We start from the raw sequence: 22,826 nt of genomic DNA, 5'->3' as shown, positions 1-22,826 counted from the left end.
GTTATTTAAATCTATCCGTAATTTCTAATCCTTCATCAATAACTTGAAATAACTGGGATGAACTTGTTGCTAATTCAACTATATGTTTTAGTTTTAAGAGGTTCTCTCTTTCTGCATTTGATAATCTCTTTTTGAGAAATTCATCAATAGCATTTGATATATATTTTTTTACAGTTATTAATTGAGCAGATGCAGATGGTAAATGCGAAACCCATAATTTTCCATTTTCAGCATCGATTAGATTTTTCATATTACTGAGATGTGCCCCATTTTTTGAGTTATTACACTTAAAGGCTCTGCAAATAAAAATTTCATACATGGTTGCATTTAAATAATTTTTTCTTTCATCATTTTCTGACATAATGTATTAAGGTTTAATTGTTTATTGATATTTTATTTATTTAGAATTTGTAATACTTTATCTTTTAATCCTAGCTTTATAAATTCATCATTACTAACCTCCAATTCCACTAATACTTTTGTAGAAGTGGGATTTTGTTGATTTATATATTCGTCAGGATATGTTATTATGTTGATTACAGAATAATCAAGTGCTTTTGCAATATCTGCAAGTCTATTATATGTCAATAGAACTTTTCCATCAACTATACGGCTGTATGTTGCTTCGGAAATATTGATTTTTTCAACTAATGCTTTCCGAGTCATTTTTCGCTTGTATTCACGAATTGACTCAATATTTTCCAAAATTTTCTTTTGTGCAAATTCCATGATATTAAATTATCTATTGATTATCAATTAATTAGAATATTATTTGCAAAATATTTGCATTTTATGTAATATTATATTGCATATTCTGCAAGATATTTATTTATATTTGCATAAATATATCAATCAATACAAATGGAAACAATAGAAAAAATCAATGTAAGAGGATCGATAAAAGCCCTTAAGGTAGGCGAAGAGATAGTATTGCCGAGGCCTGATTATAAGCCTTCGAGCATACGGTCAAATGCAAATATTGTAGTTTCTGATATGGGTTGGAAGATATCCGTATTGGTAAGTGAGGAATTTATAACAATAAAAAGAAAATCGTAGTATTACGACTACTGTAACCATTTAAATAACAAAAAATATAGAATCATGAAAATAAGGAAAGTATTAATAAAAGAAGAGGTAATAGCTTATCTACATAACCTGGCTAATAATATTGAATCTACAATTAAGGAGGATGATATTATTATTTATACGGAAGAATGCGACGATTTCAGTCACGATATTCGCGTGATTGACATGATAGGCACAAAAATGACTATTGAATTTGAACATTTTGAAATAAAAGCTACTGAAGGATAATTATAACCACTAGTTTACTTACGCTATGGAAATCGATCTCTTCAAATTAAAACAGTTATATATAGAAGCCGGAGATATCGCCGCCCTATCGGTGCTTAAGCAACTTTACCCTTCCTTTGACGAAGTCAAGTATGAAGAGGCTTGCCAGCTTGCGGGCAGTGAACACTGGTTACTCCAGCAGATCAAAAGCGGGGCTGTGAAGAAGATCAGGCGGGGAAAGGCAAAAAATTCCCCGATATATTACAGCCGCCGCGAGATAGCTGCCGTAAGAATGGCGGAGATTACGCTGGAGAAGTATGAAAAGAATAAAAACTCTATAATAGAATAATATGGCTAAATCATATGTAGAGTATATAATTAATTTTAACCGGGAGCATCGGACTAATCCTTTTACCCACAGTGCGCTGGAATTATATCATGCCATATTAGTGCGGTTCAATGACAGTGGAACTAAGGATAAGCCATGGAAACAGTATATTAAAGTAAATAATCAGTCATTAAAAACTGATATCCGGTATTCTTACAATACATATAAGGAAGCACTTGATATGCTGAAGGAAAGGGGGATGATAGATTACCGGTCTAAAAACGGATATGCAGACATCATACTTTGCCTTGAACCGATACCGGAAGGCGTCACCGCCAGCGATAAGATTTCCAATGATGGAAATTCTATTCTCTACAAGAAAAGCGCGGGAGCTGCTACCCAGTCCCCTCCATCCCCTGCTTCCCCTGAACGCAGCCCCGGTCCCAAAGGCGGCGTTATTCGCCGGCAGCCTCCATCCAATTCTCCACCAATTGAAACCTACTCCCCCGACGGAGATCACCCGCCCGATGACGGGATAAAACGTAACTGGGAAGGCCTGAAAGGCCGGCTAAGGGATATAAACTGTCCGCCGGATATCGCCAGGAAGGTAGTACAATGGTCTAATTACGGCGTTATCGGGCATAAGGTATGGGAAATTCTGAATAAAATACGGGACGACAAAGGGCTGAAAATGCCTGTAGAATATCTCGTATCCAAGATGAATAATTCCAGTTGAGTTTAATGTACTGATTTAATAATATGCCAATGTGCCAATAATAAATTCCCCTCGGATAATTCGGGGAGTTGGAAACTATTATCAAAAAAAATCAATATACTGATTTACTAAATTGCTAATCTTCAAATTAATAATCATGGATCCGAAGGAATTAATTAAAGATAAAAAGTACCTGTACACCGGCGAAGATAAACCTGTCGAAGTAACATACCTGTATGAGACGATCAACAGGTATATGTTCCGGATGAATGACAGTGATTTTTCGCTTTCTGTGGTATCGGTGAAAATTAATATAGAAGAAATATGAAAAACGAAAAGTGAAGAACGAAGAATGAAAAATAACCAAACCGCAAAATTGCGGTCTGAAAAAACTAAATAAAAATAAGCTATGACAGAAACAATTATCAAAACGGCATCGGTAAAAGTGATGCTAAGCTACGACTACTCGCATTTCGAAGCGTCGATGTCGTTAGAAAACGAAAGCGGGCTGACCATGCAGGAGATCGACGACGCCCGGAAGAAATGCCAGTGCCTGGCAGACAAGGCGGTGGGACAATACAAGAAAGCCAAAGAAATGGCAGCCAAACGTAAGAATAGCGAATACAATATGTGGAATTTTGAGGAACAGTGCAAACGTATTCAGGCTAAGGATGAACAGGACCGCACGGTGGAAGAGATTGCCATGCTCAAGCAATACGAAGACGAGAACTGGCAGGCTCAGTTCGAATACCCTTACGACTACGATGACGATGATGAGTACGTATTATGAAAACACATGAAGTCCAACTATTCTTTGCCATGTGCATATTCGCCGGCATATGTGTAGCGCTCGGATGGTGTTCGCAGGAGGCCGGGTTGCTGGTCGTGATTATCCAGCTGCTGGTGTTGATCGTAACATTGTTATCGCGGATATATACCGCTATTATTAACCACTACGCAAATTTGCGTAGTGACAAAAAGGAGCTAAATGAAAGGGATAAAAGTTAATTGGACAGAGGAAATGCTCGAAATGTTAAGGCGTGAATTCTCTTCTTCATTCAACAGGGATCTGGCGGAAAAACTGGGGGTATCCATGCGAACAATGATAAGAAAAGCCCGGGAACTTGATCTCGAAAAAGAGGAATCCTTTTTAGAATCAAGAAGAGCGGAAATATCGGAAATGTCCCGGAAAGCGCATCCGCCCCAACCGACAAAAGGGCTGAAGGGCTGGAGCGTTCCGGGAGGGGAGGAATTCCGGTTCAAAAAAGGGCATGTCCCCGCAATGAAAACGAATCCGGAGATTGCCGCCAAAGTCCGGGATAAAAGAAACGCTACCATCCGTCTTGAAAAATTAAGGCTGAAATATGGCCTGAGAACGATGACGAAACTGAAGATTAAGAACTATTGGTAACCACTACGCAAAATTGCGGTGTGAAAAAAAGGAGGAAAATAAGCTATGAAGAGAAAAATCGAAAAGCTTAAACAAATCAAACAGGATTTAAGCAATCTGATTGAATTATTGGAGGGTGACTTACATTGTAGGCAGTATGATGGAGTATTGAAAAATGAACTTAGTTGCTACAGGACAGAAGGGTATGATTATCAAAACATAATAGATAGTATATTTCAGGAGCACGGCGATGAAATGTTGCCAATAAAAGATTAATAACCACACCGCAAATTTGCGGAATGAAAAAGAACAAATCAAATGACACTGGAACAAATCAAAAAACAATATCCTGACGCTGCCAAATCAAAGATAACAGTGGAAAAGAAAGTATTAATGTCCCACAACCTGTACAAAGATGCAGACCTGAGGGCATATTTACAGCCGTTATTCCCCAATAGCAGCATACTCTACTGTAATTGCTCAGGCAGGAAAATTGAGGCTATAACCTCTGAAGAAGCATTCCCTGAAGAACTCCGGCGAAGGTCTATGGTTCCCGGAACGAAAGTGATTATGACCGGCGCTGAAAAGGATCATTATCCGGACAGGATCTGGACTGTTACCCACGGGCCTCAATTAATGTGCGGGGAATTGGTTGTGTGGCTGGATGGGTTCAGCGGAGCATATAGCTGCGAATATCTCGAAATAAAACAGGAAGGATAAAAGAGGCAAACCGCAAATTTGCGGAGTGCCCAATCAGTAAATTTAAACAATATGGGAAAAATAGTAAACAACATCGCCCTGGTACCCGTGGAACAGGAGACAAACAGCCGCCAGTTCCGCCCCAACCCCGACAGTCTATTCAATGCCTCGTCTCTGGCCAAAGAATATAAAAAAGACGTCTACGGCTACATCCGTAGCCAGAAAGTAAAGGACTTTGTGCTCGGTGTAAGCGTCGAGTACGGTCTGGATCCGGAACTGGAATTTACCGACAAGGGCAATATCGTGCGGATTATCTCCGGCGGAACCGCTCCCGGTACCTGGATGCATCTTGATATCTTTATCAAGTTTCTGGGCTGGCTGGATCCGAAACTCGAACGCGACTTCCTGAAGAATGCCTTTGCAGCAAACCGAAAGCAGGAAGATCCTCTCCAGCGACAGTTGGCCGAAATGGAAGCAGGGATAAAAACACTCCGGAAGAAACTCTCACGCAATCCCCTCTATAAAGACCTTCTCCGCGAAGAGAAGGAAGCGGCAGCTCTGCAGAAGGAGATCGATAAAGGCCAGAAATCCTGGCGACAGAATATGCTGAAAGAAGTAAAAAAAGCATTAGATAACCCAAACCGCAGAATTGCGGAATGAAAAAACTGGCTATGGATAAGAAAATATTAGATGCTTGTTGTGGCAGCCGGATGTTCTGGTTCGACAAAAATAATCCGGATGTTGTGTTCGGGGATATCAGGTCGGAGCAACATATCCTTTGCGATGGCAGGGCATTGGATATAAATCCGGACGTTGTGATGGATTTTACCGATATGCCTTTCGACAGCGAATCTTTTTATCTGGTAGTCTTCGACCCGCCTCATTTGAAAAATCTGGGAAAAACAAGCTGGATGGCTAAGAAATACGGTGTATTGCCTGAGAACTGGGAAGAAGTTATCCGGGCCGGATTTAACGAATGCATGCGTGTTTTAAAGCCGAACGGCATACTTGTTTTTAAATGGAATGAAGACCAGATAAAAGTTAGCAGTGTAATTAAAGTTATCGGCAAATGTCCATTGTTCGGGCATATAACAGGACGCCAGTCCAAGACAATATGGATGTGCTTTATAAAATAAATAAGGAGGAAAAATGGGATTAGATACGACACATGAATGCTGGCACGGGCCATATAGCTCGTTCAACGACTTTAGAAAAAAGCTTTGTTCACTTATCGGCTTGGATATAGATCAGTTTTGCGGATACAATAATAATGCCCCAGGTTGTGTATTGATGTCCCGGCATACAATTCCGCATGGTATCTATCCGCTAATAAACCATTCCGATTGTGACGGGGTATTATTCCCCTATGAGTCTGAATCGATAGTAGAAGGATTGAATGACATACTGGAAAAGCATCCCGGATTAAAGGATGACGATCCATATTTCTATAACAAAATCATTCAGTTCAGGGATGGTTGTATTAAAGCGGTTAATAAGGAAGAAACCATAGAATTTAAATAACAATGGAAAACGAAGAACTGGAAAAGAAAATAAAGGAGTTGGAAAAGAAAGTACAATTCAACTATTCCCTTGTAATGGTATTAGGTATTTTCACATTAATACGCATCGTTACGGATATTATCATTGCATTTATGAAAGCTTATTTCAAATAAAATCCCAGACCGCAAATCTGCGGTTTGCTAAAATCAAATAACAATCATGGAAGAAAACAAAAAAGAACTAACCCCGGATCCGGAAGAAATGGAAGTGAAAACCATGCTCCTTAAGGTTGCTGAAATAGCCCAAAGAAAAAAGATACCGCTTTTGTGCCTGACGAAATTGGATACGCTTGATATGGATATGACTATCGGTATAGGCAATCCCATATCGATAATAGAGCTTATAGAACAAAGCATTAAAAAAGATCCTGTAGCAAAAAAAATGTACATAAGCGCCGTTGCTATATGCATGCTCGATGAAAATAATAAGAGCGTTCCCGATGCAGACTTAAACCTTGCAAAGCATGTGCAAAAGAACGATCCAGCAGGTAATTGACGCCGCCAAAGCCGGCGAAGCAGTCTCTCCGGACGAATGCCGGGAGGCTATGCTGGCTTTACATTCTATGCTATCCTATTCGCGGATGGTACTGGAGGTTATCGCCGACAGTGCAGGGAATGCCGAAAACCTGTATGTCACAACAAATGCTATCATCAGTGTCGATCTGGTACGCCGCGAACGCGAAAGATGGATGAATACCGTGCCGGCAGAATATAACAGTAAACAGTTAGCAGTCAACAGTTAACATCTTGTAACCCGTAACTTGTAACTCGTAACTAAAAAAATATGAAAAAGCCTAACCTATCCTACAATAACTACTTCCCGTTCTATACCCAGAATACCTTCGGGGATAAAAAGTATTGCTACTGGGTTGAAACGATCATGCATATCTCCCGCGAACGCGGTATCCGTATTTTCCTGGAATATGAACTGAAGAAACCGAAGAAGATTTCCATAAAAAGGATAGAGGACCGGAATAGGCTATATAACGCGATGGATAAGGACACCCATATCACATATATCGATTTTGCTAAAGAAGTGAATACGGTCTACCGGCATATTTCCGGGGCTATTAAGACACTCATGGCAGAACCATCTTACCGCGTAATATTCGCGGTTTTATCCACTTATTTTAAATTCAATCCGGACATTGAACTAAAAGCCGATCCCTGGAGCAAAGAAATAGAATTGATATACGGTAAGTTCGATTACAGGATAGCAGGCGGTAAAAAGGTAGACAACAAAGAACCGCGCGTATATACTGATTCGGAAGAAGATGCCATTATGAAAAGGATAGACCCCTCCCTGCGTGCGTTCAACGATGCTACAACCTATCAGGAGATTGCCGGAGAGGATTTCGAAAAAAGGTTTGATGACGAATGGGACTATTTTGTGGAATATTTTAATTCGCCGAAGTATATACGGAAAAATGAGTATAGGGTATGATTTACGGATATTTAAGAGTGTCGAGCGACAAGCAGGATGTTGAAAGCCAGAAAATTGGAGTGGAAAAAAAAGCCGAAGAACTCCATACCTCTATTGACGAATGGATAAAAGATGAAGGTGTATCCGGCGTGAAGGATTACAACAAACGACATCTGGGCCAATTAATGAAGAAAGCCAGAGCCGGCGATATCATCATCGTGTCCGAGATCAGCCGGCTTGCCCGGTCCGTATTTATGCTTTTTCGGATTGTAGAATTCTGTATTGAGAATGATATCATTATTTATTCGGTAAAAGATAGCATAAGTACCATAAAAAAAGGAGACCTGACAGGTATCATGATGGTATTCTGCTTTGGTATTGCAGCCCAGATAGAACGGGAAATGATTGTAAAACGGACAGTCGAAGGCCTGGAAAGATGTCGGCGCAATGGTGTTATTTTAGGCAGGCCTCCCGGGAGTAAAGGTTCAAATAGTAAACTTAGAGGAAAAGAAACACTGATAAGGGAATATCGGCAAGCCGGGTTAACTGCTCCTCAGATAGCCAGAATGCTTGGAGTTCACAAGGAAACATTACGCAGATACTGTATAGAAAATAATATTGATATAGGTTTTGGTTACGGAGATTTTAAAAATAAGATTTCTAACAGGTATCAACTAAAGGGTGAAATGTCCAGCTTGTTTTTAGATTCACATAGAGAGTTGATACGAAGTTTAATAACAGATGGTTTGACACATAAATACATTGTAGAGAAATTGAAAGAGCAAGGATACGAATATTCACCGTCATCGTTTAGCCAATGGCTCAAAAAAAACGCCGATTTAAAAGAACTTCTTGAATCTACCCAGAAAGCATTGAGACTCGTTCGCAATGCGAATAGCGGAAGCCAGAAGCAATATTACAAATTTTAAAAAAATGGAAGAATTAAACCTACTGGATTATTTGATTCCCGATATAGAAATATATTCTGTAATCCATCAAAATAAGAAAACGGTACTCAGAATAGAACCAGATAATGAGTTCCCTATTGTAATAGGTAATAAAAAGAAGGGTTACAGGCCTATGCGTTTCAATACGAAAGGTTCGGTACTTAAGGGAGGAACAGACTGCCTGTTGTTTCCCAGCGAAGATGTGACAACATGGGAAGGCTATGTTACTCCTCTCAAATTTGAGAAAGGGGATATTGTGAAAGCTATAACTGATGAAGGCAAAATGCTGATAGCAATTTACAGCCATTTCGACAAAGACAGTGGCGCCCATTATTGCCACCACTCTGTAGCTCCGGATGGAAATATTGAATTTATGAAGTATAGCCAGGTAGATAAATTTCGTAAAGATGAAGGATATCTTTATGCTAAAAGGATTTATAGTAAAATGAGTATAGCAAAAATAGAGAAACAGAGCCAAACTCAGGATACAACGGAAAAAACATAAATATATGGCGTACAGGATAGGTCAATGGAGTGAAGCGAAAAACGACTTTAAAGAATGCTTCGGTATTTCGATAGGCCCGTTTTATGACGGGTTTATGACTTTGGTATGCCAGTCTATAAAAATTGATATTGTCAAGTTTGATGAATGGATAAAAAAACAGCACGGCGATTACGAGCTTGAGAACAAATCGCTTGCTGATATGATTTTCGAATATTACGGCGACGAAGCTGCCGCCCTGATTGATGAACTAATTTAATAAAAATAAAACAACATGAAAAAAGTAACCACTTACGGACTATCCGACCTGACTCACGGCAAATGCACTTGCTGCGGGGAAACCTCCTCCGAGATCGTGATCGGGGAGGGTATGTGCGCCGACTGCGTACAGATGATAGATTTTGAAATGATGTTAATGATGGAGGACCGCGATGAAATACAAAAAACCTGAATACTTAGCCGGCAGTACATCTGCCACACCGCAAAATTGCGGAATGGTGACGCCTGTAACCTTTACCAAGGTAGCGCCCAGGCATGAGAGGTCCTGCGTTTATAATACGCAGCGCCGTACACTGGAACAGATCGAGAGCGATATCGCTGAAGTAGAAGCCCGCATCGCCAAGGGCATAGACATCGGCCCGGAGTGGAACCGGATTATGAACCGCTACAACTGCCTGCAGGTAGAATACGATAAAGTATCAGCGGCCAACAATGAGGACTCGGACAGAAAGAAGTACAAAGGGAAAGGACGAGATTGAGATAATGTGCCAATATTTTCAGTTAACAGTTAGCAGTAAACTGTAAACAGTAAAAAAAATAGCCGATATGCCAATGAATGAAAAAGCCAAACCGCAAAATTGCGGTGTGGGTACAGAACAGGAACCTGAAGCCGGGATATGTAAAGTTTGCGGCTGCACTGATAACCACGCCTGCTACGATCCGGACTACGGCCCGTGCTGGTGGGTGGATGAAACATATACTCTTTGTTCACATTGCGCCGGCCCGGAAGATCCGGAAAGCCTGGCAGCATTACGATTAATGGATAGTGAAAATGAAGAAGATTAACTTAGAAGTAACCCTCGATGCCACGGCAGCCCAGCTGCAGGAGATTGGCATTACCATACCCGATTTTTGCGGGCAAAAGATGCGGGCCTGGGATTTTAATACGATGACGGCTGTAGGGCCGTGCGCCAGGGTGTATCCTTGCTACAGCGAAAATGATTATTTTGAAATACCGATGCGCTATATCCGCTTTGTCGACCTTACAATCGAGGAAGCAGAATTTATTTATCCGGATGCGCAGGAAGCCAATATAACCATATTTTCAGACATTTCCATTGCCAGGCATATTTATAATTTAGAACAGAAGTATTTTCTGACAGATACTTGCAGAGTGATTTATTGCGAAGTAAATCCATCTGGTAAGCTCCGGGCGATCCTGTCGCGGGAAGCGCACAAGTACCGGTTGATCGAAAACTTTGTTCAGGAACTCCGGGCTATGAACCTCGAACCCGTATGCGATGAAGAAGGCATCAGGCTGGAATATAAATTCAATGACAGCCTCCAGGTATGTGTTAATAAGCTATTGAACTCATACGTCGGCTTCTGGCGGAGCATCGCGATCATGGTAGGCCATGATCGCGAGAACCGCATTGCCCGGTATTACATAAAATACAATCTGATCACCGGCAAGGACCTGACATATGACGAGCTGGTGAAGGCGGTGGAGTATGTGCAAAAGAAGATATAAAGAGGAAAGTGAAAAACTAAAAGTGATAAGTGAAGAATAATAAAGAGAAGGCCAAACCGCAAATTTGCGGAGTGAATAATTTCCACATTAAATTATGAGTAAGAATATATTAATACGCGACCTGACGGAAGATCAGAATAAGCGCCTGCTTCAGCTTCAGGAAAAATTCGGGGTGAAGACCAATTCGCAGGCGCTGTTGCTGCTGTTACAGTATTGCGTTATCACCGATGACGAGATAACCGACCTGATGGAACTGTATGAGCAGTTCGGGATGACGGCCTTCGAAGGCTGGAAGATTCTGGAGAAGGTTCCCGGTGCGGAAGGACAGGCCGACCGGTTAAGGAACCTCACGGAAAGGTCGATCAATATAATAAAGAAACTGAAATACCTGATGGGCCTCCGTAAAAAATGATAACATTTTCTGAAAAGTATTGAAATGATAACAATTTATCCATCCCGATCCCGTCGCGATGACGGCATTTATATATTGTGTTAAATTTAGTTCTGAAAAAGCCTGTCGCGATGACAGGCTTTTTTATATGTCTTAAATAAATGCTCTGAAAACCGTATCTTTACACGGTAAATATAGCTAAGGAGGGTATATGAATAAATTTCTGGTAAGATTTCCGTGTAAGTCATATGTCAGTAGATTTCTGGAATTGAAATTCGGTGAACCGGATAGTTCTGATCTTCCGCCGTCGGTTGACCTGTCATCCGATAAAGGCCTGTATGAAGAATTTCGCGAACGGCTAAGTAAAAGATCCTACCGGCATGAAAAGAAGTATGATAAATACCTATTTAAAAGGTATTCCGACGAGATAAATATCCGGATATCGCAGGATGACTTCTACCGTTACGGCTGGGAACTATCGAAGACCGATATTGTACGGCTTAACTGCATACTGGAAGGCCGCGCAAAAATTCTAATGTATTCATTTGTCGGCATGCACCGTGCGACAGGCACATCTCTGTCCGAGAGCATCGACCTGTTCCAGGAGAAATTTATGTTTCCGGAGGACGTCTGGCCAAAGGAAAGTATTTATAAAAGTTGCCAGCGTAACCTCGATGTGGATAAAAATTATGTGATAAAGGAATTGGCTGAATTAATTAATAAAATAACTTTGGCAACATTGTCCGAGAAAAAGGACAATGTTGCAGGTACGAAAACCACATGAAAAAGATAATTTATGATTTTTGCGGCAATCTGGGAGGTATGCATAAAATATATGCTATTCCACCTGAATCGCTGGACAGCATATCGCATAACTATACGCGCGGGGAAACCTTCCTGAACCTTACCGGTGACGGGGATATGATAGAGATCTACTGTACGCCGGACACAATGCAGTTTACGGAAGAGAAGACACAGACGGCAGCCGGATCCATATATAACCCCGTGGTAACAGGTATTATCCCCAAGGCGGATGCTCTGAACAGTAAACAGCTGGCCATTCTGGAGAGAGGTTACTGGCTTGTACTATTTGAGGACAATAACGGTAAAACACGGCTGGCAGGTGATGGTAACTGCCATCTGATCTTTAACCGAACGGCGACGACAGGCCAGACGATACAGAACCGGAATCAGCTGCAGTTTACTTTTTCAGGTATGCAGCCTTTCCCGTGCCATTTTATAGACGCTGTAGTGCTTATACCATAAGAGTTACACCATAATATAATATAGCTGTCAGCCGGCAGCTACCGAAGCAGGTAAGGGGCATGATGTCCTTTACCTGCCTTTTTTTTGCCCGTTACTTTGCCGTAAACAGTTATAAATATGGCAAAAGACAGAACACTGGAAATCATGGGCGACATCGGCAGTTACGGCTTCTCGATGGGCTATGTAAAGTACCTGATGAACGAACTGGGCGAAGGCCCTATTACCGTCAAAACAACTTCATACGGCGGTGATGTCAATCATGCTTTGAAAATTAAGGACCTGTTTGCATCCCATGGGGATGTGACGCTGGAGTATGTCGGGATGAATGCATCGGCTTCCACGCTGATCGGCCACGGCGCGAAGAAGACTATCATACATGAAGATTCGCTATACCTTATTCATAAGCCTTTGTTATGGGTGGATGCGTGGGGGTCGATGAATGAGGATGACATCGATCAGGCTATCGCTGACCTCGTGGCCCAGAAGAAAGACGCGGAAACCGTCACACTGGTACTGGCCAGGGATTATGTAAACAGCCGCGGCATGGAATTAAAAAAAGTGATGGAGCTGATGAAGGAAGCGCGCTGGCTGTCGGCCAGGGAAGCCGTCGACCTGGGACTGGTGGACGAACTATTACCTACAAAAAATAAAAAGCCGGTGATATCCAACCATCAGGTAGCAATCATGAAGGCGAACGGGCTTCCTGTTCCGGAGGCTACCATTACCGATGATAATGAGGACCTGTCGTGGATGGATAAGGCAAAACAATTTTTCTCACCTAAAAATAAAAACGAGATGAACAAAACATTTTCAAACCTGAACAAGGCGCTGAATATCGAGGGCTTCGAAGCTGCCGACGATAAGGTAACCTTAACCGTTGCCCAGCTGACGGCACTCAATCAAAAGCTGGGAGAGCTGGAGCAGGCTGCCGGGGATGCTACGACAGCCAAAGAGAGTGCCGAATCGGCAAAGGATACGGCTGAAACCGCACTGAATGAACTGACCGGCGCGCTGGATGGTATCGATACGACTGTAAAAGCTGCTGCCGACGGCACGGCCAAAGTAACGGCTATCAAGGCCATCCTTGCAAGACGTCCGGGAGCGAAACCCGAATCACCACAAGGCAATGGGGGAGACGGCAAAGAAAAGGAAGATGACGATGTAGACTGGGAAGCTATCGACAAGCTGCCGCACAACAGGGCTGCGGACGTGTATTGACAGTCAACAGTTAGCAGTCAACAGTGAATTATTCATTTTTAATTTTTCATTCTTAATTTAACAATATGGATGTATCAGCAATTATCCAGGAATACGGGGCATATTACCTGAACTCCGGCCAGAACATGGCCCGGTTGAAAAGACTGCTCCTTTTCGGGCGGGAAACCGTCAAGAACGCGACTCCCATCAAGACGAACGATACCGTTTACCAGATGGGCAGCTCATATATAGACAGCATCGTGCAGCCTTTCCAGAAGACTTATACGCCGAAAGGAAACCCGCTGTTCAAGCCTAATCCGATCTACCTGTATCACATGAAGGTGGATATGGATATCTGGCCGGACGACATCGAGGCCACCTGGCTTGGCTTCCTTGCAGCCAATAACCTGAGCCGCAAGGAATGGCCATTGATCCGTTACCTGCTTGAAGTTCATGTCTTCGATCAGATCGAGAACGATATGGAGATGAAACTGTACTACAAGGGACAGTTCCAGGCTCCTACGCCGGGGACAGCCGGTGATACGGAAGACAGTATGAACGGGTTGAAATACCTGCTTGAGAACAAGCCTGTGAACCGTATCAATATCGGCACATTGGATATAGCCACTATCTACGATCAGATAGAATATGGCTATGAGCAGGTAGCTGAAGAGTACCAGAACGTGCCGATGGTAGTGGGTCTTTCCCCGAAATGGAGGCGTGCCTTCCTGAAGGATAAGCGTGCGCTCGGTTATTACCAGCATACGAATCCGGGACAGATAGACGATACACTGGACTTCTCCCCTGCGAAGGTGACAGGATTTCCTTCGATGATCGGTACGGATGACATATGGATTACTCCGGTTAAGAATCTTATCCATCTCACTAAAAAAGGTGAGAATGCCGGCAATATGAAACTGGAAGAGTCGAAGCGCTGCGTGTCGTTTCTGACAGATTGGTGGGAAGGCCTGGGCTTCGGGCTTAACGAAGTGGTATGGACAACAGTGGAAGAAGCTACTCCTCCTACACCTTAATGTGTCAATGAAAAAATTATTCATTCTTAATAAAAAAAATTATGGCAAACCAGAAATGTATAGAGCTGGAAGATGTGGACCAAAACCTGGGCTGTAATGGCGGTAATGCGGGAGGTATCTCGACGCGCGTTATCTATGGGTACTGGGATGATGTGGCTGCGTGGCCTGATGAACCGGCACCGGCATCGCCGACCGTTCCGCTTCCGTTGGATGAAGCCGGCGCCCTAGTGGGCGATCTGGTAATGAAGCCGGGTACGCGCGCTTTTTATTTTGATATGACCGAAGACGCCGGTAATTTCACTGTGACGACCGAAGGGGAAGTAGACGGTATGTCGGTGATCTACACGCTCAATATAGTGAAAGCGAAACTGAGCAAAACAGTATTTGGTTTTATCAACGCGGCGCTGAACCGCAAGATGTTCTTTATCGTACAGGATATGAATGATGTCGAATATCTGATGGGCGGCAAGAAGCGTGGGTGCAGCTATGTACCCGGAGGCGACGGCGCCGTTACCGGAACAGCAGCTTCCGACCGTAACCAGACAACCCTGCAGTTTACCTACCGTGCCGGCAAAGCGCTTGTGTATGAAGGTGAAACAGAGGGATTGCTTACCCTGGTACCTGTGACACCGTAAACCGGGCTTTTTCTTTAGTTTATTTTTTTCCATGTAAAAATACCTGTAGTGATACAGGTATTTTTTTTGTGTTTTTTGTGAAAAAAATAGCTTAAAAGTTTGCATAATTACCAAAAGGTTATTATATTTGTAATACCAAATTAATAAAAGTATTAATGTTTAAATTTGAAATGATGGAACAGGAAGAAGTAGAAGAGAGAATAAAGCACATAAAGCGTAATCTTTTGTTTTTCAGTGTATATTGGGATGAATTAAGCGCGACGCCTAAATCAAAACAAACAATGTACAATACAATAGATTATTTACTGGATGAATTGATTGAGTTATTGAAATTAAGGAAGTAATTAACGAAAGCGCCTTTTCGGAGGCGCTTTATAAAAGATAAAATTTATGAATCAAATAGAAAAATATCTGGCTGAATGGAATACGCTAGAAACTGAAGAAGACTATGCCGCTTTCGATAAAAAAATAAAATCGGAGCAGGCCGCAAGGAGTGAAGAAGAGAAGAAAATTATAAGCAGGCAATTTGAAGAAGGTGCAAAAAAGGCTGTACAGGAAGCGGAAGAGTTAATAGAATTTATCACCGTTAGAAAGCAGCTGGATACGATTTTGCCTTATGTATCCATATCATCCATCGCTAAAGAATATTTTGGCAAGTCACGGCAATGGTTCTACCAACGGCTGAATAATTCGAAAGTAAACGGTAAGCGTGTACAATTTAATAATGAAGAGATAAAGATATTATCAAAAGCTTTGAATGAAATAGGCGGAAAATTTCAGGATACATCAATTTCATTGATTAATACTTAATTATTAATTTGGTAATGCTATAATTAGTTCCTGAGTTTTTACCAGCCCCGCCCTTCCCGGCGGGGCTTTTTCATGTCCTTTTGCCTCACGGAAATTCGCACGAGCTTTGGCTATTATAATATGCCAATAGCTTTTTATCATTGGCAGATCGGCATATCAGATAATTAAATAATTTTTTATAATATGGATACAATAAAAACTGATTCCAGGCAACAGGCCGTCGACTGGCTGAACACAAAAGAGAGAAGTATCGACAAAGGTTTGACAATACTAAAAGAGGCGGGATATAAGCCTTTTGTAGTAGCCAACTTCGAAAAGAACCGTAACCGCTCGGATATCCCCAAGAAGCTGCTGGCGGAAATGCGCGGCTATATACGCTACTGTACGAATCCGGATGCCGGCAGCCCAGCCCATGAGGACGAACCGCCGCTGCTGGATCCTGAAACTTTTATCCCGCAGCTGGAGAAGGAACTTCCGGAAGAATATCCGGCTATTGTGAAAAGGCTGGTCAGCGAGGTGCGCGAGCTCTATACGGCGCGCAGCCTGCAGCATCAGGCCCTGAAGACTACAGGCGAAGGCAATGACGAAAAATCGAACGCTGAACGCAAACGCATAGGCCTGATTATCGATACCGCCAGCCGCCGCATGGATACGTTATGGAAAGCTTTCGAGGCTTACAAGCAGGATGGCACGCTGCCGGACGAAGCCCTGTTCGCCGAACCATTCGACCCGGAGAAGATAGCTATGGAAGTGCTGGAACCGAAAAAAGAAGAGCCAACGTTTACATTGCCCGATGATCCGGAAGCCTTGAAAAAGATGTCTGAGAACTGGCGCACCAAACTCGCAAAAGCAGAAAACAGGCTGGAATATCAGAAGGATAAAAAAGGTGCTAAGCCTAACCCGATGCCGGCAGGTCCGAAACGCATTGCCCAGGAGAAGCGCGTCGCACAGCTTCGTGAGGAAAAGCTGGCTATCGATACGAAGATAGCGGAGTTGAAATGATTTTTTTAGTTACGAGTTACAAGTTACGAGTTACTTTTTTCTTGTAACTTGTAACTGCCCGGAGGCGAAGTAACTTGTAACTATACTAAATTAAAATCATGGGTAAAAAGAACAGCCTTACACCATCTGCCGTCCCTGCCGGATTTGAGCCGAAAAAAAGCCTGGAGGAACAGCCATACGATGTAATCCTGGCGCATATCCTTGATCCGGAGAACTCCCCTTTGCCTGAAAAGTACCGGGGGGAATTTAACCGGGTGAAATATGCAGCCGGCGCACTGGATGAATACCATCCGTCCAATGTGATCCCGCGCCTGCTGGCCAAGTATAACATATCCCGGAACCAGGCCCGGCAGGACGTAAAGCTGGCGCAGGAACTGTTCAAAACAAAGTTTACTTTCGATTTTGATTTCTGGCAGCAATGGCAGATCAAAGACCTGGTGGAGACTATCCGCGATTGCAAGCTCCAGGGCAAGTATAAGGAGCGTGTAGCGGCACATAAGGTACTGAAGGAGATTATCGGCGACAAGCCGATGGGCGAGGAAGATCCGCGCCGGATGGAAAAGAATATATTCTATATCCAGCTGAATAATAATAAAACAACGGTAAATATTCCCATGGATAAATTGAAGGACTTGTCGCAGGAGGAGATACAGACCATTGTCGCCGCCATGACTACGCCGGAGGTGGAAGACGGGGATATCATCGAATTGTTGGATACGTGATTGAAGTGAAAAACTAAAAACTAAAAGTGAAAAATTAAGAGTGAAAAATATTTATCACTTTTCGTTCTTCACTTTTCATTTAAAAAAAATATGACAATAAGAGAAGCGATAGAGGATGTAAAGTTCCCGGAATTACTGGATGCCCGGATACAAGGGTATAAAAACAGGCCTTTGCCTCCTTCCGGGATGAAGTACAGGCGCACGCCTGCCGATACACTGAACGAATCGGGGCTGTTGACTCCGGAAACGGTACTGAAGGAATATATCTCCGTCAGGGAGAAAAAGAGCCGGCTGCCGCACTCGCAGCGTCAGGTCGTAGTCATGCTGGCACAGTTGGCCATGGCTGATGTGATGGCCTTCAGGAAGGAAGAAGAAAAACGATTAACAAGAAAAAATGAAATGTATGCACGCAAAAGAAGCAAGAAAACTAACTGAAGAAAATATCCGGCCATTTGAGGTTATTATCCAAGATATAGAGCAATCCGCGAGCCGTGGCAATCAAATGATATGCATACCGGTAGTCACGCCAGAGTATCAGATGAAACTTGTAGAGCTTGGTTATAAGATATCGAAGCATACAGACCCTATAGGGTTGGATTTGACTAAAATCGAATGGTGATGAAGGCTATATATAAATATCCGCTTAAGGTTATAGGCTTTCAGCCCATAGAATTGCCGGAAGGATATAAAATACTGGATGTACAGATGCAAAATGGTATTTTGGTTATTTAAAAAGTGCGTGCAGATCTGCACGCACTTTTTTATGTCCTTTTGCCTAACGGAATATCGCACGAATTTTACCTTATGGAAAATTTTTGGGAAGAAAACATATCGCTCAATTCGTTCCAGATATCCGTAATGGCATTCCAGGCAAAGTATAAGGCCCTGATTGCCGGGCGTGGTACCGGGAAGTCATTTATCACCGGTGCTGAGATAGATGAAAATGTACGGACCATGCCGCGCGGGATAACCGGGGTAGTGCAGCAGACTTTAGGCCAGGCATTAACGAAAACGCTTCCTTCTGCATTCAAGTATCTTGAGAAAGCAGGTTACCGGAAATATAACCCGAAAACGAAAACAGGTGACTATGTGGTATGCCAGAAACCGCCTGATCACTTCTATACGCCTCATGAAAAAATTATGAGCTATGAGTATATGATCTCATTCAGCAACGGCCATGGTCTTTACCTGCTTTCCCAGGCTGCCGGAATGCGCGGACCTAATATCGATTATGCATTGTCGGATGAAGCGCTGACACTGGATAAAGTGAAGTTTGACCAGGAAGCCGTACCAACCAACCGTGGTAACGAAGAGCAGTTCGGTATCTATTCCCAAGACCGGTTATTAAAGCATCACGGATATACCTTTACATCGTCGATGGGTTATCTTCCGGAGCATAAATGGCTAACCGACTTTGCGGACTATTATGAGAAGGAAGCCGGGATCCAGTTATTCGTCATTTGGAATAAAATAGCCAATATGCAGTTGCAGCTTATACAGGCCAAGATAAACAACGACGAAAAGACTGCAGTGGAATTATGGAAGGAATGCGGGCGTTTGCGTAAAACAATTACGCCCTTTGTCAGCGAAGACGGTACGCTGTTCATGCTGTCGAATGCTTTCGATAATATCTATAACCTGGGCTTCTCATACCTTACAAGAATGTATAAAGTGATGGATCTGGTATCGTTTATGATCGAGATACTGAACTTCTACCTCAATAAGGTTACTGATTGCTATTATTCACTGGACGACAGGCATATATATTACAAAGCGGATAACGATGATTATATACGCGGACTGGCCGAAAACAACAATTTCAATTGGGACGAGTTGGCCAGGCACAGAGACAGCCTATGTGATGCCGACTGTAATCCGTCCAAGCCGCTGGAGATCACACCGGACTGGGGAACTAAGATCTCACTTATCGAAGTAGGCCAGGAAAGTATGTTTGATTATGTGACGGGCCTGATCACCCCGTGTGATAATAACATCAATGAGTTCTTTGTTAAGCCGGAGGAGAATCCGGATACGATGATCAATACGCTGATGGATAATTTCTGCGAGTATTACCGGAAGCATAAGGAGAAGATGATCATATATACAGTGGATACATACGGAGATATCAGGCTGGCCAATTCAAAGAAGACTTATAACCAGCATGCGATATCCCGGCTGGAGAAAAATAAATGGAAGGTGAGGGTACGCAGGCATCCGGGGAAGGAACCGCCGCACAATGAGAAGTACCTGCTCTGGCGTTACCTGCTGCATGAGACGGATCCGCGGCTGCCGAAGAAACGGTTCAACGGCGCACGGTGCAAGTACACACTGATCAGTATGAACAACACCTCAGTTATACAGAAGATGAACGGCTTCTTCGAGAAGGATAAGCGCAGCGAGCGGCAGACATCCGTGCTGCCTGAGGAAGCCACGCACTTCGGAGATGCTGTGGATAAAAGAATGTGGGCCAAGTACGGATCGATGCTGAAGAAAGGATCATCCTTTGTGAATCCGCGGTTCTGATGGAGGGGATAGGATAAATGTTAAATTTAACATTTCCTTTAAAAGTGAGGCAAACCGTGAGGGCAAGATTAGGGCCCGGCTACTGAGAAGAGCAGATCTCTTAAGATTATTCTCTCTTTTTATTCAGCTAAGCTTCTTACAATCTTTTTTTTATGTTTTTATTAGGATTTTTTAGTATTTAACTATGGATAGAAAGAGAATAGGTTTTGTGCAGGATCGCAAAAAGGAAGGAGAGGATAGCAAGAAATCGCACAGAGAATCTCCGGAGACGAAGGCAGTAGATAAGGTAAAGATAGCTTTGTCTCAGTTTATCCGGGAAAACTTTGATACTTCCGGAGACACAGAGGATAAGGATTTTAAAACATCTGCAGAACTAGCTTATATGCTTCGTGAATCCATTCGGCCTTCCGTCAGCCTGGTAAGCACTGTAATGGAGGAACTGGGGTTTCGGTTAACGTTCATCGAGGGGGTTCCGCACTGGAGCATCTACCTGAAAGACACGGATAGCTATCCGGATTAGCCGTTACGGTGTCCTTTTTCCAATTATACACATACGGCATCTTTGCGCATATATCTTTTAGTTATGGTAAGGATTATCTGTTTATTATTCTTTTTTATTTTTCTTTCTTCCTGTGCATCGCGGAAGAAGAAGGATAGCCATTTGTCCGTTTCTTCCGCTTCAGGCGCAAGTCTGTCGGTAACAGGAAGGTCAGCTGACAGTCTGTGGCATGCCGACTGGAGCCGTTTTTTTGAATCGGAGGATACGGATATTTATATCCGGAAATATGACACGGCCGCAAAACCTGATTCCGCCGGAAACTACCCATTGCAGGAAGAGAAAAACATAAGATCGAGACGGAACGCCCAAAAAGAACAGCAAACTGCTGCAGGTGAATCAAAGCGAGAAGATACCCGGACTGATTATACAGCCGCCAGCCTGACGGATATCACAGCGGATCAAAAAGAAGAATCAGCCACAGAGACAGCTTCTCTTTTCAACCTGAACTGGCTATGGTTTATTATAATCCCTGCAGTCGGAATTTTTATTATAAAGAAATTCATACTGAAGAAATGAACATTGTCAGGTTTCCACTGGAAGGCTTAAGCGCCGATTATGGCGATATCATACTGGATTCGGTATCCGGAAACGTCGATGTTATTGTCGTTATATTTGGCCGGGAAGTGCTGCATGAGACATACTCTCCGGATACAGAGGGTAAGGTATATATCCGTGATATCGGGGCGCTGGCTATGTCGTATGACCCTGTACAGGATATCGTCCTGGAAGAAGGGCAAGACGGCACATTCATCCGGGTTGATTTCCTGATACGTGAGCTTCCTGATCCGGATCCGACGATTATCTGTTCCGTATTTATTTACCGGTGCGATGCCGAAACGGGAGGCACGCTCGATACACACCTGCTGACGGATATGCCGTTATCACGCGTGATAGAGAAACAGGTACAGCCTCGCGGCTGGGAATTCGTTTCGTTTTACGGCCCCGGGGAAATCATAGTGCAGGCATTGTACATCGGTGAAGATGACGATGTGCAGCAACAGATAACCATCGGCACCGTTCCTACCAATGACGGTACATATTACCGTTACGACGTATCCCCCGGGGTCATCGCTTCGCGGTGCGGCATCACGGTAGACCGCCTGATATCATACGAAGTCGGCAAGCAGGGAAGCGAAACAATACGGTTTATAGTAAATAATCTCCCTGTGAAGAATGAGACAGCCTTCATCTTCCGCAATACGTTCGGCGCCCAGGAGACATTCACCTGCACCGGCGATGCGACGACCGAAGAAAAGTGGACGCGTGATTTCGGGAATATAGGCAGGAAGCAGCGGCAGATCAGCCGTGACGTGGAAAGGGGCATCACCGTGAATACCGGCCATATTGACCGGGGAACGGTTGCACTACTGGAGGATCTACTGAACGCGCAACAAATCCGCCTGCTGGAAGACGGGATCCTACGGGAAGTGACCATTATGCAGGAAACGGTAAAAGTAACCTCCCGGAAAGACGATATGGCTTCCATCGAGTTTAAATACAGGTATGCTTCGAATAACCAACTGCAGGCCAGGATTGAAGGAGGCAGGATATTCGACCATACATTTGATGATAGTTTTAATTAGCTGATATGAACAAACCGACGCATATAAGACGGAACCTGATGCTCAAGGAGCTGGATATCCGGTGGCTGCCGAATGGCAAGCGGAATATATTCTCTATAAAGTATGTTGATAAATCGGGCAAGCTGCGGTATATCCCGCAGGCCTATGTACGCGGATTGCCGTATAATGTACAGGACGCCCGGCAGAGAGGGATACAGCCCTGCGACTGCGAGGGAAATGCTGAAGGCCATGTCTATCCTGCCGGCATAGACATGATAGTGATGTATAACAATATGGAAGTGATATTGTAAAAATAAGCCCCCAGTCGCTTAGTAGAATCCTACCTCATACTAAAACTAAAATAATAGATGCGACACAGCGCATAACTGAGGGCTTAATATGCCTTTTAGTTACGCTGTGTCGCATTATTTAGTATGAAGTAGGATTGCAAAAATAGTAATTAATGCGAATCAGTATTTAAAAAATTAGATAAATAAAAGCGATGGCAATTTTACCCAT

General features: G+C 43.2%; 45 protein-coding genes. 42 read left to right on the top strand and 3 right to left on the bottom strand.

Annotation, left to right across the window (positions count from 1 at the left end; genetic code table 11):
• Nucleotide 1 precedes the first annotated feature (1 nt).
• Both ACFO6W_RS07260 and ACFO6W_RS07255 read right to left on the bottom strand, forming a co-directional pair.
• Nucleotides 2-361, bottom strand: coding sequence for a hypothetical protein (locus ACFO6W_RS07260; RefSeq protein WP_379994810.1), 360 nt, complete (start codon nucleotides 359-361; stop codon nucleotides 2-4).
• A 32-nt stretch (nucleotides 362-393) separates the two neighbouring features.
• Entirely contained in the window at nucleotides 394-729 is a 336-nt protein-coding gene (locus ACFO6W_RS07255; protein ID WP_379994808.1) for a helix-turn-helix domain-containing protein, read from the bottom strand.
• Between the two features lie 132 nt (nucleotides 730-861).
• On the opposite strand from ACFO6W_RS07255, the gene ACFO6W_RS07250 reads away from it, so the two are divergent.
• The 32 genes from ACFO6W_RS07250 (at nucleotide 862) to ACFO6W_RS07095 (ending at nucleotide 15,939) form a co-directional block, all read left to right on the top strand.
• The gene (locus ACFO6W_RS07250) at nucleotides 862-1,056 is read left to right on the top strand and encodes a hypothetical protein (RefSeq protein ID WP_379994806.1); all 195 of its coding nucleotides are present in this window, start codon (nucleotides 862-864) and stop codon (nucleotides 1,054-1,056) included.
• A 45-nt stretch (nucleotides 1,057-1,101) separates the two neighbouring features.
• On the top strand, nucleotides 1,102-1,314 hold the full coding sequence (locus tag ACFO6W_RS07245; RefSeq protein ID WP_379994804.1) for a hypothetical protein: 213 nt from the start codon (nucleotides 1,102-1,104) through the stop codon (nucleotides 1,312-1,314).
• A gap of 25 nt (nucleotides 1,315-1,339) precedes the next feature.
• Nucleotides 1,340-1,642 carry a hypothetical protein gene (locus ACFO6W_RS07240; RefSeq protein WP_379994802.1) on the top strand — a complete coding sequence of 101 codons (303 nt, stop codon included), beginning with the start codon at nucleotides 1,340-1,342 and terminating at the stop codon, nucleotides 1,640-1,642.
• 1 nt (nucleotide 1,643) lies between these two features.
• Nucleotides 1,644-2,357, top strand: coding sequence for a hypothetical protein (locus ACFO6W_RS07235; protein WP_379994800.1), 714 nt, complete (start codon nucleotides 1,644-1,646; stop codon nucleotides 2,355-2,357).
• Nucleotides 2,358-2,493: 136 nt separating this feature from the next.
• Complete coding sequence (locus ACFO6W_RS07230) at nucleotides 2,494-2,664, top strand: hypothetical protein (protein ID WP_379994798.1); 171 nt, start codon at nucleotides 2,494-2,496, stop codon at nucleotides 2,662-2,664.
• A gap of 81 nt (nucleotides 2,665-2,745) precedes the next feature.
• The gene (locus ACFO6W_RS07225; protein ID WP_379994796.1) at nucleotides 2,746-3,126 is read left to right on the top strand and encodes a hypothetical protein; all 381 of its coding nucleotides are present in this window, start codon (nucleotides 2,746-2,748) and stop codon (nucleotides 3,124-3,126) included.
• Entirely contained in the window at nucleotides 3,123-3,344 is a 222-nt protein-coding gene (locus ACFO6W_RS07220) for a hypothetical protein (protein WP_379994794.1), read from the top strand. The genes ACFO6W_RS07225 and ACFO6W_RS07220 overlap by 4 nt, the downstream gene beginning before the upstream one ends.
• Nucleotides 3,325-3,747, top strand: coding sequence for a hypothetical protein (locus ACFO6W_RS07215; protein WP_379994791.1), 423 nt, complete (start codon nucleotides 3,325-3,327; stop codon nucleotides 3,745-3,747). Before ACFO6W_RS07220 ends, ACFO6W_RS07215 begins: the two co-directional genes overlap by 20 nt.
• A gap of 45 nt (nucleotides 3,748-3,792) precedes the next feature.
• A complete protein-coding gene (locus ACFO6W_RS07210) occupies nucleotides 3,793-4,002 on the top strand; it encodes a tunnelling fold family protein (protein WP_379994789.1) in 210 nt (69 codons plus the stop codon).
• Nucleotides 4,003-4,044: 42 nt separating this feature from the next.
• A complete protein-coding gene (locus ACFO6W_RS07205; RefSeq protein ID WP_379994787.1) occupies nucleotides 4,045-4,446 on the top strand; it encodes a hypothetical protein in 402 nt (133 codons plus the stop codon).
• Between the two features lie 18 nt (nucleotides 4,447-4,464).
• Entirely contained in the window at nucleotides 4,465-5,085 is a 621-nt protein-coding gene (locus ACFO6W_RS07200) for a KilA-N domain-containing protein (protein ID WP_379994785.1), read from the top strand.
• Between the two features lie 11 nt (nucleotides 5,086-5,096).
• Nucleotides 5,097-5,561: a TRM11 family methyltransferase gene (locus tag ACFO6W_RS07195; protein WP_379994783.1), complete on the top strand. Its 465-nt coding sequence runs from the start codon at nucleotides 5,097-5,099 to the stop codon at nucleotides 5,559-5,561.
• Nucleotides 5,562-5,574: 13 nt separating this feature from the next.
• Entirely contained in the window at nucleotides 5,575-5,946 is a 372-nt protein-coding gene (locus ACFO6W_RS07190) for a hypothetical protein (RefSeq protein WP_379994781.1), read from the top strand.
• 2 nt (nucleotides 5,947-5,948) lie between these two features.
• Nucleotides 5,949-6,098, top strand: a complete 150-nt coding sequence (locus tag ACFO6W_RS07185; RefSeq protein ID WP_379994779.1) for a hypothetical protein — start codon at nucleotides 5,949-5,951, stop codon at nucleotides 6,096-6,098.
• 46 nt (nucleotides 6,099-6,144) lie between these two features.
• Complete coding sequence (locus tag ACFO6W_RS07180) at nucleotides 6,145-6,480, top strand: hypothetical protein (protein WP_379994777.1); 336 nt, start codon at nucleotides 6,145-6,147, stop codon at nucleotides 6,478-6,480.
• Nucleotides 6,449-6,727 (top strand): hypothetical protein, encoded by a 279-nt coding sequence (locus ACFO6W_RS07175; protein WP_379994775.1) that lies wholly within the window; start codon nucleotides 6,449-6,451, stop codon nucleotides 6,725-6,727. Before ACFO6W_RS07180 ends, ACFO6W_RS07175 begins: the two co-directional genes overlap by 32 nt.
• A gap of 41 nt (nucleotides 6,728-6,768) precedes the next feature.
• On the top strand, nucleotides 6,769-7,428 hold the full coding sequence (locus ACFO6W_RS07170; protein ID WP_379994773.1) for a hypothetical protein: 660 nt from the start codon (nucleotides 6,769-6,771) through the stop codon (nucleotides 7,426-7,428).
• The gene (locus ACFO6W_RS07165; protein WP_379994771.1) at nucleotides 7,425-8,336 is read left to right on the top strand and encodes a recombinase family protein; all 912 of its coding nucleotides are present in this window, start codon (nucleotides 7,425-7,427) and stop codon (nucleotides 8,334-8,336) included. The genes ACFO6W_RS07170 and ACFO6W_RS07165 overlap by 4 nt, the downstream gene beginning before the upstream one ends.
• A 4-nt stretch (nucleotides 8,337-8,340) precedes the next feature.
• Entirely contained in the window at nucleotides 8,341-8,859 is a 519-nt protein-coding gene (locus ACFO6W_RS07160) for a hypothetical protein (protein WP_379994770.1), read from the top strand.
• A gap of 4 nt (nucleotides 8,860-8,863) precedes the next feature.
• Nucleotides 8,864-9,115: a hypothetical protein gene (locus ACFO6W_RS07155; RefSeq protein WP_379994768.1), complete on the top strand. Its 252-nt coding sequence runs from the start codon at nucleotides 8,864-8,866 to the stop codon at nucleotides 9,113-9,115.
• Nucleotides 9,116-9,130: 15 nt separating this feature from the next.
• The gene (locus tag ACFO6W_RS07150) at nucleotides 9,131-9,307 is read left to right on the top strand and encodes a hypothetical protein (protein WP_379994766.1); all 177 of its coding nucleotides are present in this window, start codon (nucleotides 9,131-9,133) and stop codon (nucleotides 9,305-9,307) included.
• On the top strand, nucleotides 9,288-9,614 hold the full coding sequence (locus tag ACFO6W_RS07145) for a hypothetical protein (protein WP_379994764.1): 327 nt from the start codon (nucleotides 9,288-9,290) through the stop codon (nucleotides 9,612-9,614). Before ACFO6W_RS07150 ends, ACFO6W_RS07145 begins: the two co-directional genes overlap by 20 nt.
• A 67-nt stretch (nucleotides 9,615-9,681) precedes the next feature.
• A complete protein-coding gene (locus ACFO6W_RS07140) occupies nucleotides 9,682-9,921 on the top strand; it encodes a hypothetical protein (RefSeq protein WP_379994762.1) in 240 nt (79 codons plus the stop codon).
• Nucleotides 9,908-10,606: a hypothetical protein gene (locus ACFO6W_RS07135; RefSeq protein WP_379994760.1), complete on the top strand. Its 699-nt coding sequence runs from the start codon at nucleotides 9,908-9,910 to the stop codon at nucleotides 10,604-10,606. Before ACFO6W_RS07140 ends, ACFO6W_RS07135 begins: the two co-directional genes overlap by 14 nt.
• 94 nt (nucleotides 10,607-10,700) lie before the next feature.
• On the top strand, nucleotides 10,701-11,018 hold the full coding sequence (locus ACFO6W_RS07130) for a hypothetical protein (RefSeq protein WP_379994758.1): 318 nt from the start codon (nucleotides 10,701-10,703) through the stop codon (nucleotides 11,016-11,018).
• 190 nt (nucleotides 11,019-11,208) lie between these two features.
• The gene (locus ACFO6W_RS07125) at nucleotides 11,209-11,781 is read left to right on the top strand and encodes a hypothetical protein (protein WP_379994756.1); all 573 of its coding nucleotides are present in this window, start codon (nucleotides 11,209-11,211) and stop codon (nucleotides 11,779-11,781) included.
• The gene (locus ACFO6W_RS07120) at nucleotides 11,778-12,263 is read left to right on the top strand and encodes a hypothetical protein (protein WP_379994754.1); all 486 of its coding nucleotides are present in this window, start codon (nucleotides 11,778-11,780) and stop codon (nucleotides 12,261-12,263) included. Before ACFO6W_RS07125 ends, ACFO6W_RS07120 begins: the two co-directional genes overlap by 4 nt.
• A 117-nt stretch (nucleotides 12,264-12,380) precedes the next feature.
• Entirely contained in the window at nucleotides 12,381-13,481 is a 1,101-nt protein-coding gene (locus ACFO6W_RS07115) for an ATP-dependent Clp protease proteolytic subunit (protein WP_379994752.1), read from the top strand.
• Nucleotides 13,482-13,546: 65 nt separating this feature from the next.
• Nucleotides 13,547-14,494: a hypothetical protein gene (locus tag ACFO6W_RS07110; RefSeq protein ID WP_379994750.1), complete on the top strand. Its 948-nt coding sequence runs from the start codon at nucleotides 13,547-13,549 to the stop codon at nucleotides 14,492-14,494.
• A 41-nt stretch (nucleotides 14,495-14,535) separates the two neighbouring features.
• Nucleotides 14,536-15,129: a hypothetical protein gene (locus tag ACFO6W_RS07105; RefSeq protein WP_379994748.1), complete on the top strand. Its 594-nt coding sequence runs from the start codon at nucleotides 14,536-14,538 to the stop codon at nucleotides 15,127-15,129.
• A 155-nt stretch (nucleotides 15,130-15,284) separates the two neighbouring features.
• The gene (locus ACFO6W_RS07100; protein WP_379994746.1) at nucleotides 15,285-15,473 is read left to right on the top strand and encodes a diguanylate cyclase; all 189 of its coding nucleotides are present in this window, start codon (nucleotides 15,285-15,287) and stop codon (nucleotides 15,471-15,473) included.
• Between the two features lie 46 nt (nucleotides 15,474-15,519).
• Nucleotides 15,520-15,939: a DUF5053 domain-containing protein gene (locus ACFO6W_RS07095; RefSeq protein ID WP_379994744.1), complete on the top strand. Its 420-nt coding sequence runs from the start codon at nucleotides 15,520-15,522 to the stop codon at nucleotides 15,937-15,939.
• Nucleotides 15,940-15,942: 3 nt separating this feature from the next.
• Here the strand turns inward: ACFO6W_RS07095 and ACFO6W_RS07090 are convergent, their stop codons facing one another.
• Nucleotides 15,943-16,080 carry a hypothetical protein gene (locus ACFO6W_RS07090; RefSeq protein ID WP_379994742.1) on the bottom strand — a complete coding sequence of 46 codons (138 nt, stop codon included), beginning with the start codon at nucleotides 16,078-16,080 and terminating at the stop codon, nucleotides 15,943-15,945.
• Between the two features lie 42 nt (nucleotides 16,081-16,122).
• Here ACFO6W_RS07090 and ACFO6W_RS07085 point away from each other — a divergent pair, with 42 nt between their 5' ends.
• The 10 genes from ACFO6W_RS07085 to ACFO6W_RS07045 all read left to right on the top strand — a co-directional run bounded on the left by ACFO6W_RS07085 (nucleotide 16,123) and on the right by ACFO6W_RS07045 (nucleotide 22,618).
• On the top strand, nucleotides 16,123-16,941 hold the full coding sequence (locus ACFO6W_RS07085; RefSeq protein ID WP_379994740.1) for a hypothetical protein: 819 nt from the start codon (nucleotides 16,123-16,125) through the stop codon (nucleotides 16,939-16,941).
• Nucleotides 16,942-17,039: 98 nt separating this feature from the next.
• Complete coding sequence (locus ACFO6W_RS07080) at nucleotides 17,040-17,663, top strand: hypothetical protein (RefSeq protein ID WP_379994738.1); 624 nt, start codon at nucleotides 17,040-17,042, stop codon at nucleotides 17,661-17,663.
• A 90-nt stretch (nucleotides 17,664-17,753) separates the two neighbouring features.
• Nucleotides 17,754-18,098, top strand: coding sequence for a hypothetical protein (locus ACFO6W_RS07075; RefSeq protein WP_379994736.1), 345 nt, complete (start codon nucleotides 17,754-17,756; stop codon nucleotides 18,096-18,098).
• Nucleotides 18,067-18,282 (top strand): hypothetical protein, encoded by a 216-nt coding sequence (locus ACFO6W_RS07070; RefSeq protein ID WP_379994734.1) that lies wholly within the window; start codon nucleotides 18,067-18,069, stop codon nucleotides 18,280-18,282. Before ACFO6W_RS07075 ends, ACFO6W_RS07070 begins: the two co-directional genes overlap by 32 nt.
• Nucleotides 18,282-18,395 carry a DUF7352 domain-containing protein gene (locus ACFO6W_RS26495; protein WP_465251901.1) on the top strand — a complete coding sequence of 38 codons (114 nt, stop codon included), beginning with the start codon at nucleotides 18,282-18,284 and terminating at the stop codon, nucleotides 18,393-18,395. Before ACFO6W_RS07070 ends, ACFO6W_RS26495 begins: the two co-directional genes overlap by 1 nt.
• A gap of 72 nt (nucleotides 18,396-18,467) precedes the next feature.
• A complete protein-coding gene (locus ACFO6W_RS07065) occupies nucleotides 18,468-20,186 on the top strand; it encodes a hypothetical protein (RefSeq protein WP_379994732.1) in 1,719 nt (572 codons plus the stop codon).
• Nucleotides 20,187-20,370: 184 nt separating this feature from the next.
• A complete protein-coding gene (locus ACFO6W_RS07060) occupies nucleotides 20,371-20,706 on the top strand; it encodes a hypothetical protein (RefSeq protein WP_379994730.1) in 336 nt (111 codons plus the stop codon).
• A 63-nt stretch (nucleotides 20,707-20,769) separates the two neighbouring features.
• On the top strand, nucleotides 20,770-21,261 hold the full coding sequence (locus ACFO6W_RS07055) for a hypothetical protein (protein ID WP_379994728.1): 492 nt from the start codon (nucleotides 20,770-20,772) through the stop codon (nucleotides 21,259-21,261).
• Nucleotides 21,258-22,328: a hypothetical protein gene (locus ACFO6W_RS07050; RefSeq protein ID WP_379994726.1), complete on the top strand. Its 1,071-nt coding sequence runs from the start codon at nucleotides 21,258-21,260 to the stop codon at nucleotides 22,326-22,328. The genes ACFO6W_RS07055 and ACFO6W_RS07050 overlap by 4 nt, the downstream gene beginning before the upstream one ends.
• Before the next feature lie 5 nt (nucleotides 22,329-22,333).
• Nucleotides 22,334-22,618 (top strand): hypothetical protein, encoded by a 285-nt coding sequence (locus ACFO6W_RS07045; protein WP_379994724.1) that lies wholly within the window; start codon nucleotides 22,334-22,336, stop codon nucleotides 22,616-22,618.
• The last annotated feature ends 208 nt before the right edge of the window (nucleotides 22,619-22,826 follow it).

The sequence above is a fragment of the Dysgonomonas termitidis genome, assembly GCF_042654545.1.
Lineage (GTDB): Bacteria > Bacteroidota > Bacteroidia > Bacteroidales > Dysgonomonadaceae > Dysgonomonas > Dysgonomonas termitidis.
The sequence above is the reverse complement of the archived record's forward strand: the minus strand, read 5'-3'. Positions and strand labels throughout refer to the sequence as shown.

Coding starts and splice junctions, on each gene's coding strand:
- ACFO6W_RS07110 (WP_379994750.1), top strand. CDS start 13,547: ATGGATGTATCAGCAATTATCCAGGAATACGGGGCATATTACCTGAAC.
- ACFO6W_RS07050 (WP_379994726.1), top strand. CDS start 21,258: ATGAACATTGTCAGGTTTCCACTGGAAGGCTTAAGCGCCGATTATGGC.
- ACFO6W_RS07165 (WP_379994771.1), top strand. CDS start 7,425: ATGATTTACGGATATTTAAGAGTGTCGAGCGACAAGCAGGATGTTGAA.
- ACFO6W_RS07230 (WP_379994798.1), top strand. CDS start 2,494: ATGGATCCGAAGGAATTAATTAAAGATAAAAAGTACCTGTACACCGGC.
- ACFO6W_RS07225 (WP_379994796.1), top strand. CDS start 2,746: ATGACAGAAACAATTATCAAAACGGCATCGGTAAAAGTGATGCTAAGC.
- ACFO6W_RS07085 (WP_379994740.1), top strand. CDS start 16,123: ATGGATACAATAAAAACTGATTCCAGGCAACAGGCCGTCGACTGGCTG.
- ACFO6W_RS07220 (WP_379994794.1), top strand. CDS start 3,123: ATGAAAACACATGAAGTCCAACTATTCTTTGCCATGTGCATATTCGCC.
- ACFO6W_RS07060 (WP_379994730.1), top strand. CDS start 20,371: ATGGATAGAAAGAGAATAGGTTTTGTGCAGGATCGCAAAAAGGAAGGA.
- ACFO6W_RS07120 (WP_379994754.1), top strand. CDS start 11,778: ATGAAAAAGATAATTTATGATTTTTGCGGCAATCTGGGAGGTATGCAT.
- ACFO6W_RS07195 (WP_379994783.1), top strand. CDS start 5,097: ATGGATAAGAAAATATTAGATGCTTGTTGTGGCAGCCGGATGTTCTGG.
- ACFO6W_RS07150 (WP_379994766.1), top strand. CDS start 9,131: ATGAAAAAAGTAACCACTTACGGACTATCCGACCTGACTCACGGCAAA.
- ACFO6W_RS07250 (WP_379994806.1), top strand. CDS start 862: ATGGAAACAATAGAAAAAATCAATGTAAGAGGATCGATAAAAGCCCTT.
- ACFO6W_RS07055 (WP_379994728.1), top strand. CDS start 20,770: ATGGTAAGGATTATCTGTTTATTATTCTTTTTTATTTTTCTTTCTTCC.
- ACFO6W_RS07065 (WP_379994732.1), top strand. CDS start 18,468: ATGGAAAATTTTTGGGAAGAAAACATATCGCTCAATTCGTTCCAGATA.
- ACFO6W_RS07175 (WP_379994775.1), top strand. CDS start 6,449: ATGTGCAAAAGAACGATCCAGCAGGTAATTGACGCCGCCAAAGCCGGC.
- ACFO6W_RS07135 (WP_379994760.1), top strand. CDS start 9,908: ATGAAGAAGATTAACTTAGAAGTAACCCTCGATGCCACGGCAGCCCAG.
- ACFO6W_RS07255 (WP_379994808.1), bottom strand. CDS start 729: ATGGAATTTGCACAAAAGAAAATTTTGGAAAATATTGAGTCAATTCGT.
- ACFO6W_RS07100 (WP_379994746.1), top strand. CDS start 15,285: ATGTTTAAATTTGAAATGATGGAACAGGAAGAAGTAGAAGAGAGAATA.
- ACFO6W_RS07235 (WP_379994800.1), top strand. CDS start 1,644: ATGGCTAAATCATATGTAGAGTATATAATTAATTTTAACCGGGAGCAT.
- ACFO6W_RS07130 (WP_379994758.1), top strand. CDS start 10,701: ATGAGTAAGAATATATTAATACGCGACCTGACGGAAGATCAGAATAAG.
- ACFO6W_RS07075 (WP_379994736.1), top strand. CDS start 17,754: ATGACAATAAGAGAAGCGATAGAGGATGTAAAGTTCCCGGAATTACTG.
- ACFO6W_RS07045 (WP_379994724.1), top strand. CDS start 22,334: ATGAACAAACCGACGCATATAAGACGGAACCTGATGCTCAAGGAGCTG.
- ACFO6W_RS07170 (WP_379994773.1), top strand. CDS start 6,769: ATGAAAAAGCCTAACCTATCCTACAATAACTACTTCCCGTTCTATACC.
- ACFO6W_RS07095 (WP_379994744.1), top strand. CDS start 15,520: ATGAATCAAATAGAAAAATATCTGGCTGAATGGAATACGCTAGAAACT.
- ACFO6W_RS26495 (WP_465251901.1), top strand. CDS start 18,282: ATGAAGGCTATATATAAATATCCGCTTAAGGTTATAGGCTTTCAGCCC.
- ACFO6W_RS07155 (WP_379994768.1), top strand. CDS start 8,864: ATGGCGTACAGGATAGGTCAATGGAGTGAAGCGAAAAACGACTTTAAA.
- ACFO6W_RS07105 (WP_379994748.1), top strand. CDS start 14,536: ATGGCAAACCAGAAATGTATAGAGCTGGAAGATGTGGACCAAAACCTG.
- ACFO6W_RS07245 (WP_379994804.1), top strand. CDS start 1,102: ATGAAAATAAGGAAAGTATTAATAAAAGAAGAGGTAATAGCTTATCTA.
- ACFO6W_RS07145 (WP_379994764.1), top strand. CDS start 9,288: ATGAAATACAAAAAACCTGAATACTTAGCCGGCAGTACATCTGCCACA.
- ACFO6W_RS07115 (WP_379994752.1), top strand. CDS start 12,381: ATGGCAAAAGACAGAACACTGGAAATCATGGGCGACATCGGCAGTTAC.
- ACFO6W_RS07260 (WP_379994810.1), bottom strand. CDS start 361: ATGTCAGAAAATGATGAAAGAAAAAATTATTTAAATGCAACCATGTAT.
- ACFO6W_RS07190 (WP_379994781.1), top strand. CDS start 5,575: ATGGGATTAGATACGACACATGAATGCTGGCACGGGCCATATAGCTCG.
- ACFO6W_RS07070 (WP_379994734.1), top strand. CDS start 18,067: ATGCACGCAAAAGAAGCAAGAAAACTAACTGAAGAAAATATCCGGCCA.
- ACFO6W_RS07185 (WP_379994779.1), top strand. CDS start 5,949: ATGGAAAACGAAGAACTGGAAAAGAAAATAAAGGAGTTGGAAAAGAAA.
- ACFO6W_RS07180 (WP_379994777.1), top strand. CDS start 6,145: ATGGAAGAAAACAAAAAAGAACTAACCCCGGATCCGGAAGAAATGGAA.
- ACFO6W_RS07210 (WP_379994789.1), top strand. CDS start 3,793: ATGAAGAGAAAAATCGAAAAGCTTAAACAAATCAAACAGGATTTAAGC.
- ACFO6W_RS07080 (WP_379994738.1), top strand. CDS start 17,040: ATGGGTAAAAAGAACAGCCTTACACCATCTGCCGTCCCTGCCGGATTT.
- ACFO6W_RS07205 (WP_379994787.1), top strand. CDS start 4,045: ATGACACTGGAACAAATCAAAAAACAATATCCTGACGCTGCCAAATCA.
- ACFO6W_RS07240 (WP_379994802.1), top strand. CDS start 1,340: ATGGAAATCGATCTCTTCAAATTAAAACAGTTATATATAGAAGCCGGA.
- ACFO6W_RS07090 (WP_379994742.1), bottom strand. CDS start 16,080: ATGATAAAAAGCTATTGGCATATTATAATAGCCAAAGCTCGTGCGAAT.
- ACFO6W_RS07160 (WP_379994770.1), top strand. CDS start 8,341: ATGGAAGAATTAAACCTACTGGATTATTTGATTCCCGATATAGAAATA.
- ACFO6W_RS07215 (WP_379994791.1), top strand. CDS start 3,325: ATGAAAGGGATAAAAGTTAATTGGACAGAGGAAATGCTCGAAATGTTA.
- ACFO6W_RS07140 (WP_379994762.1), top strand. CDS start 9,682: ATGCCAATGAATGAAAAAGCCAAACCGCAAAATTGCGGTGTGGGTACA.
- ACFO6W_RS07125 (WP_379994756.1), top strand. CDS start 11,209: ATGAATAAATTTCTGGTAAGATTTCCGTGTAAGTCATATGTCAGTAGA.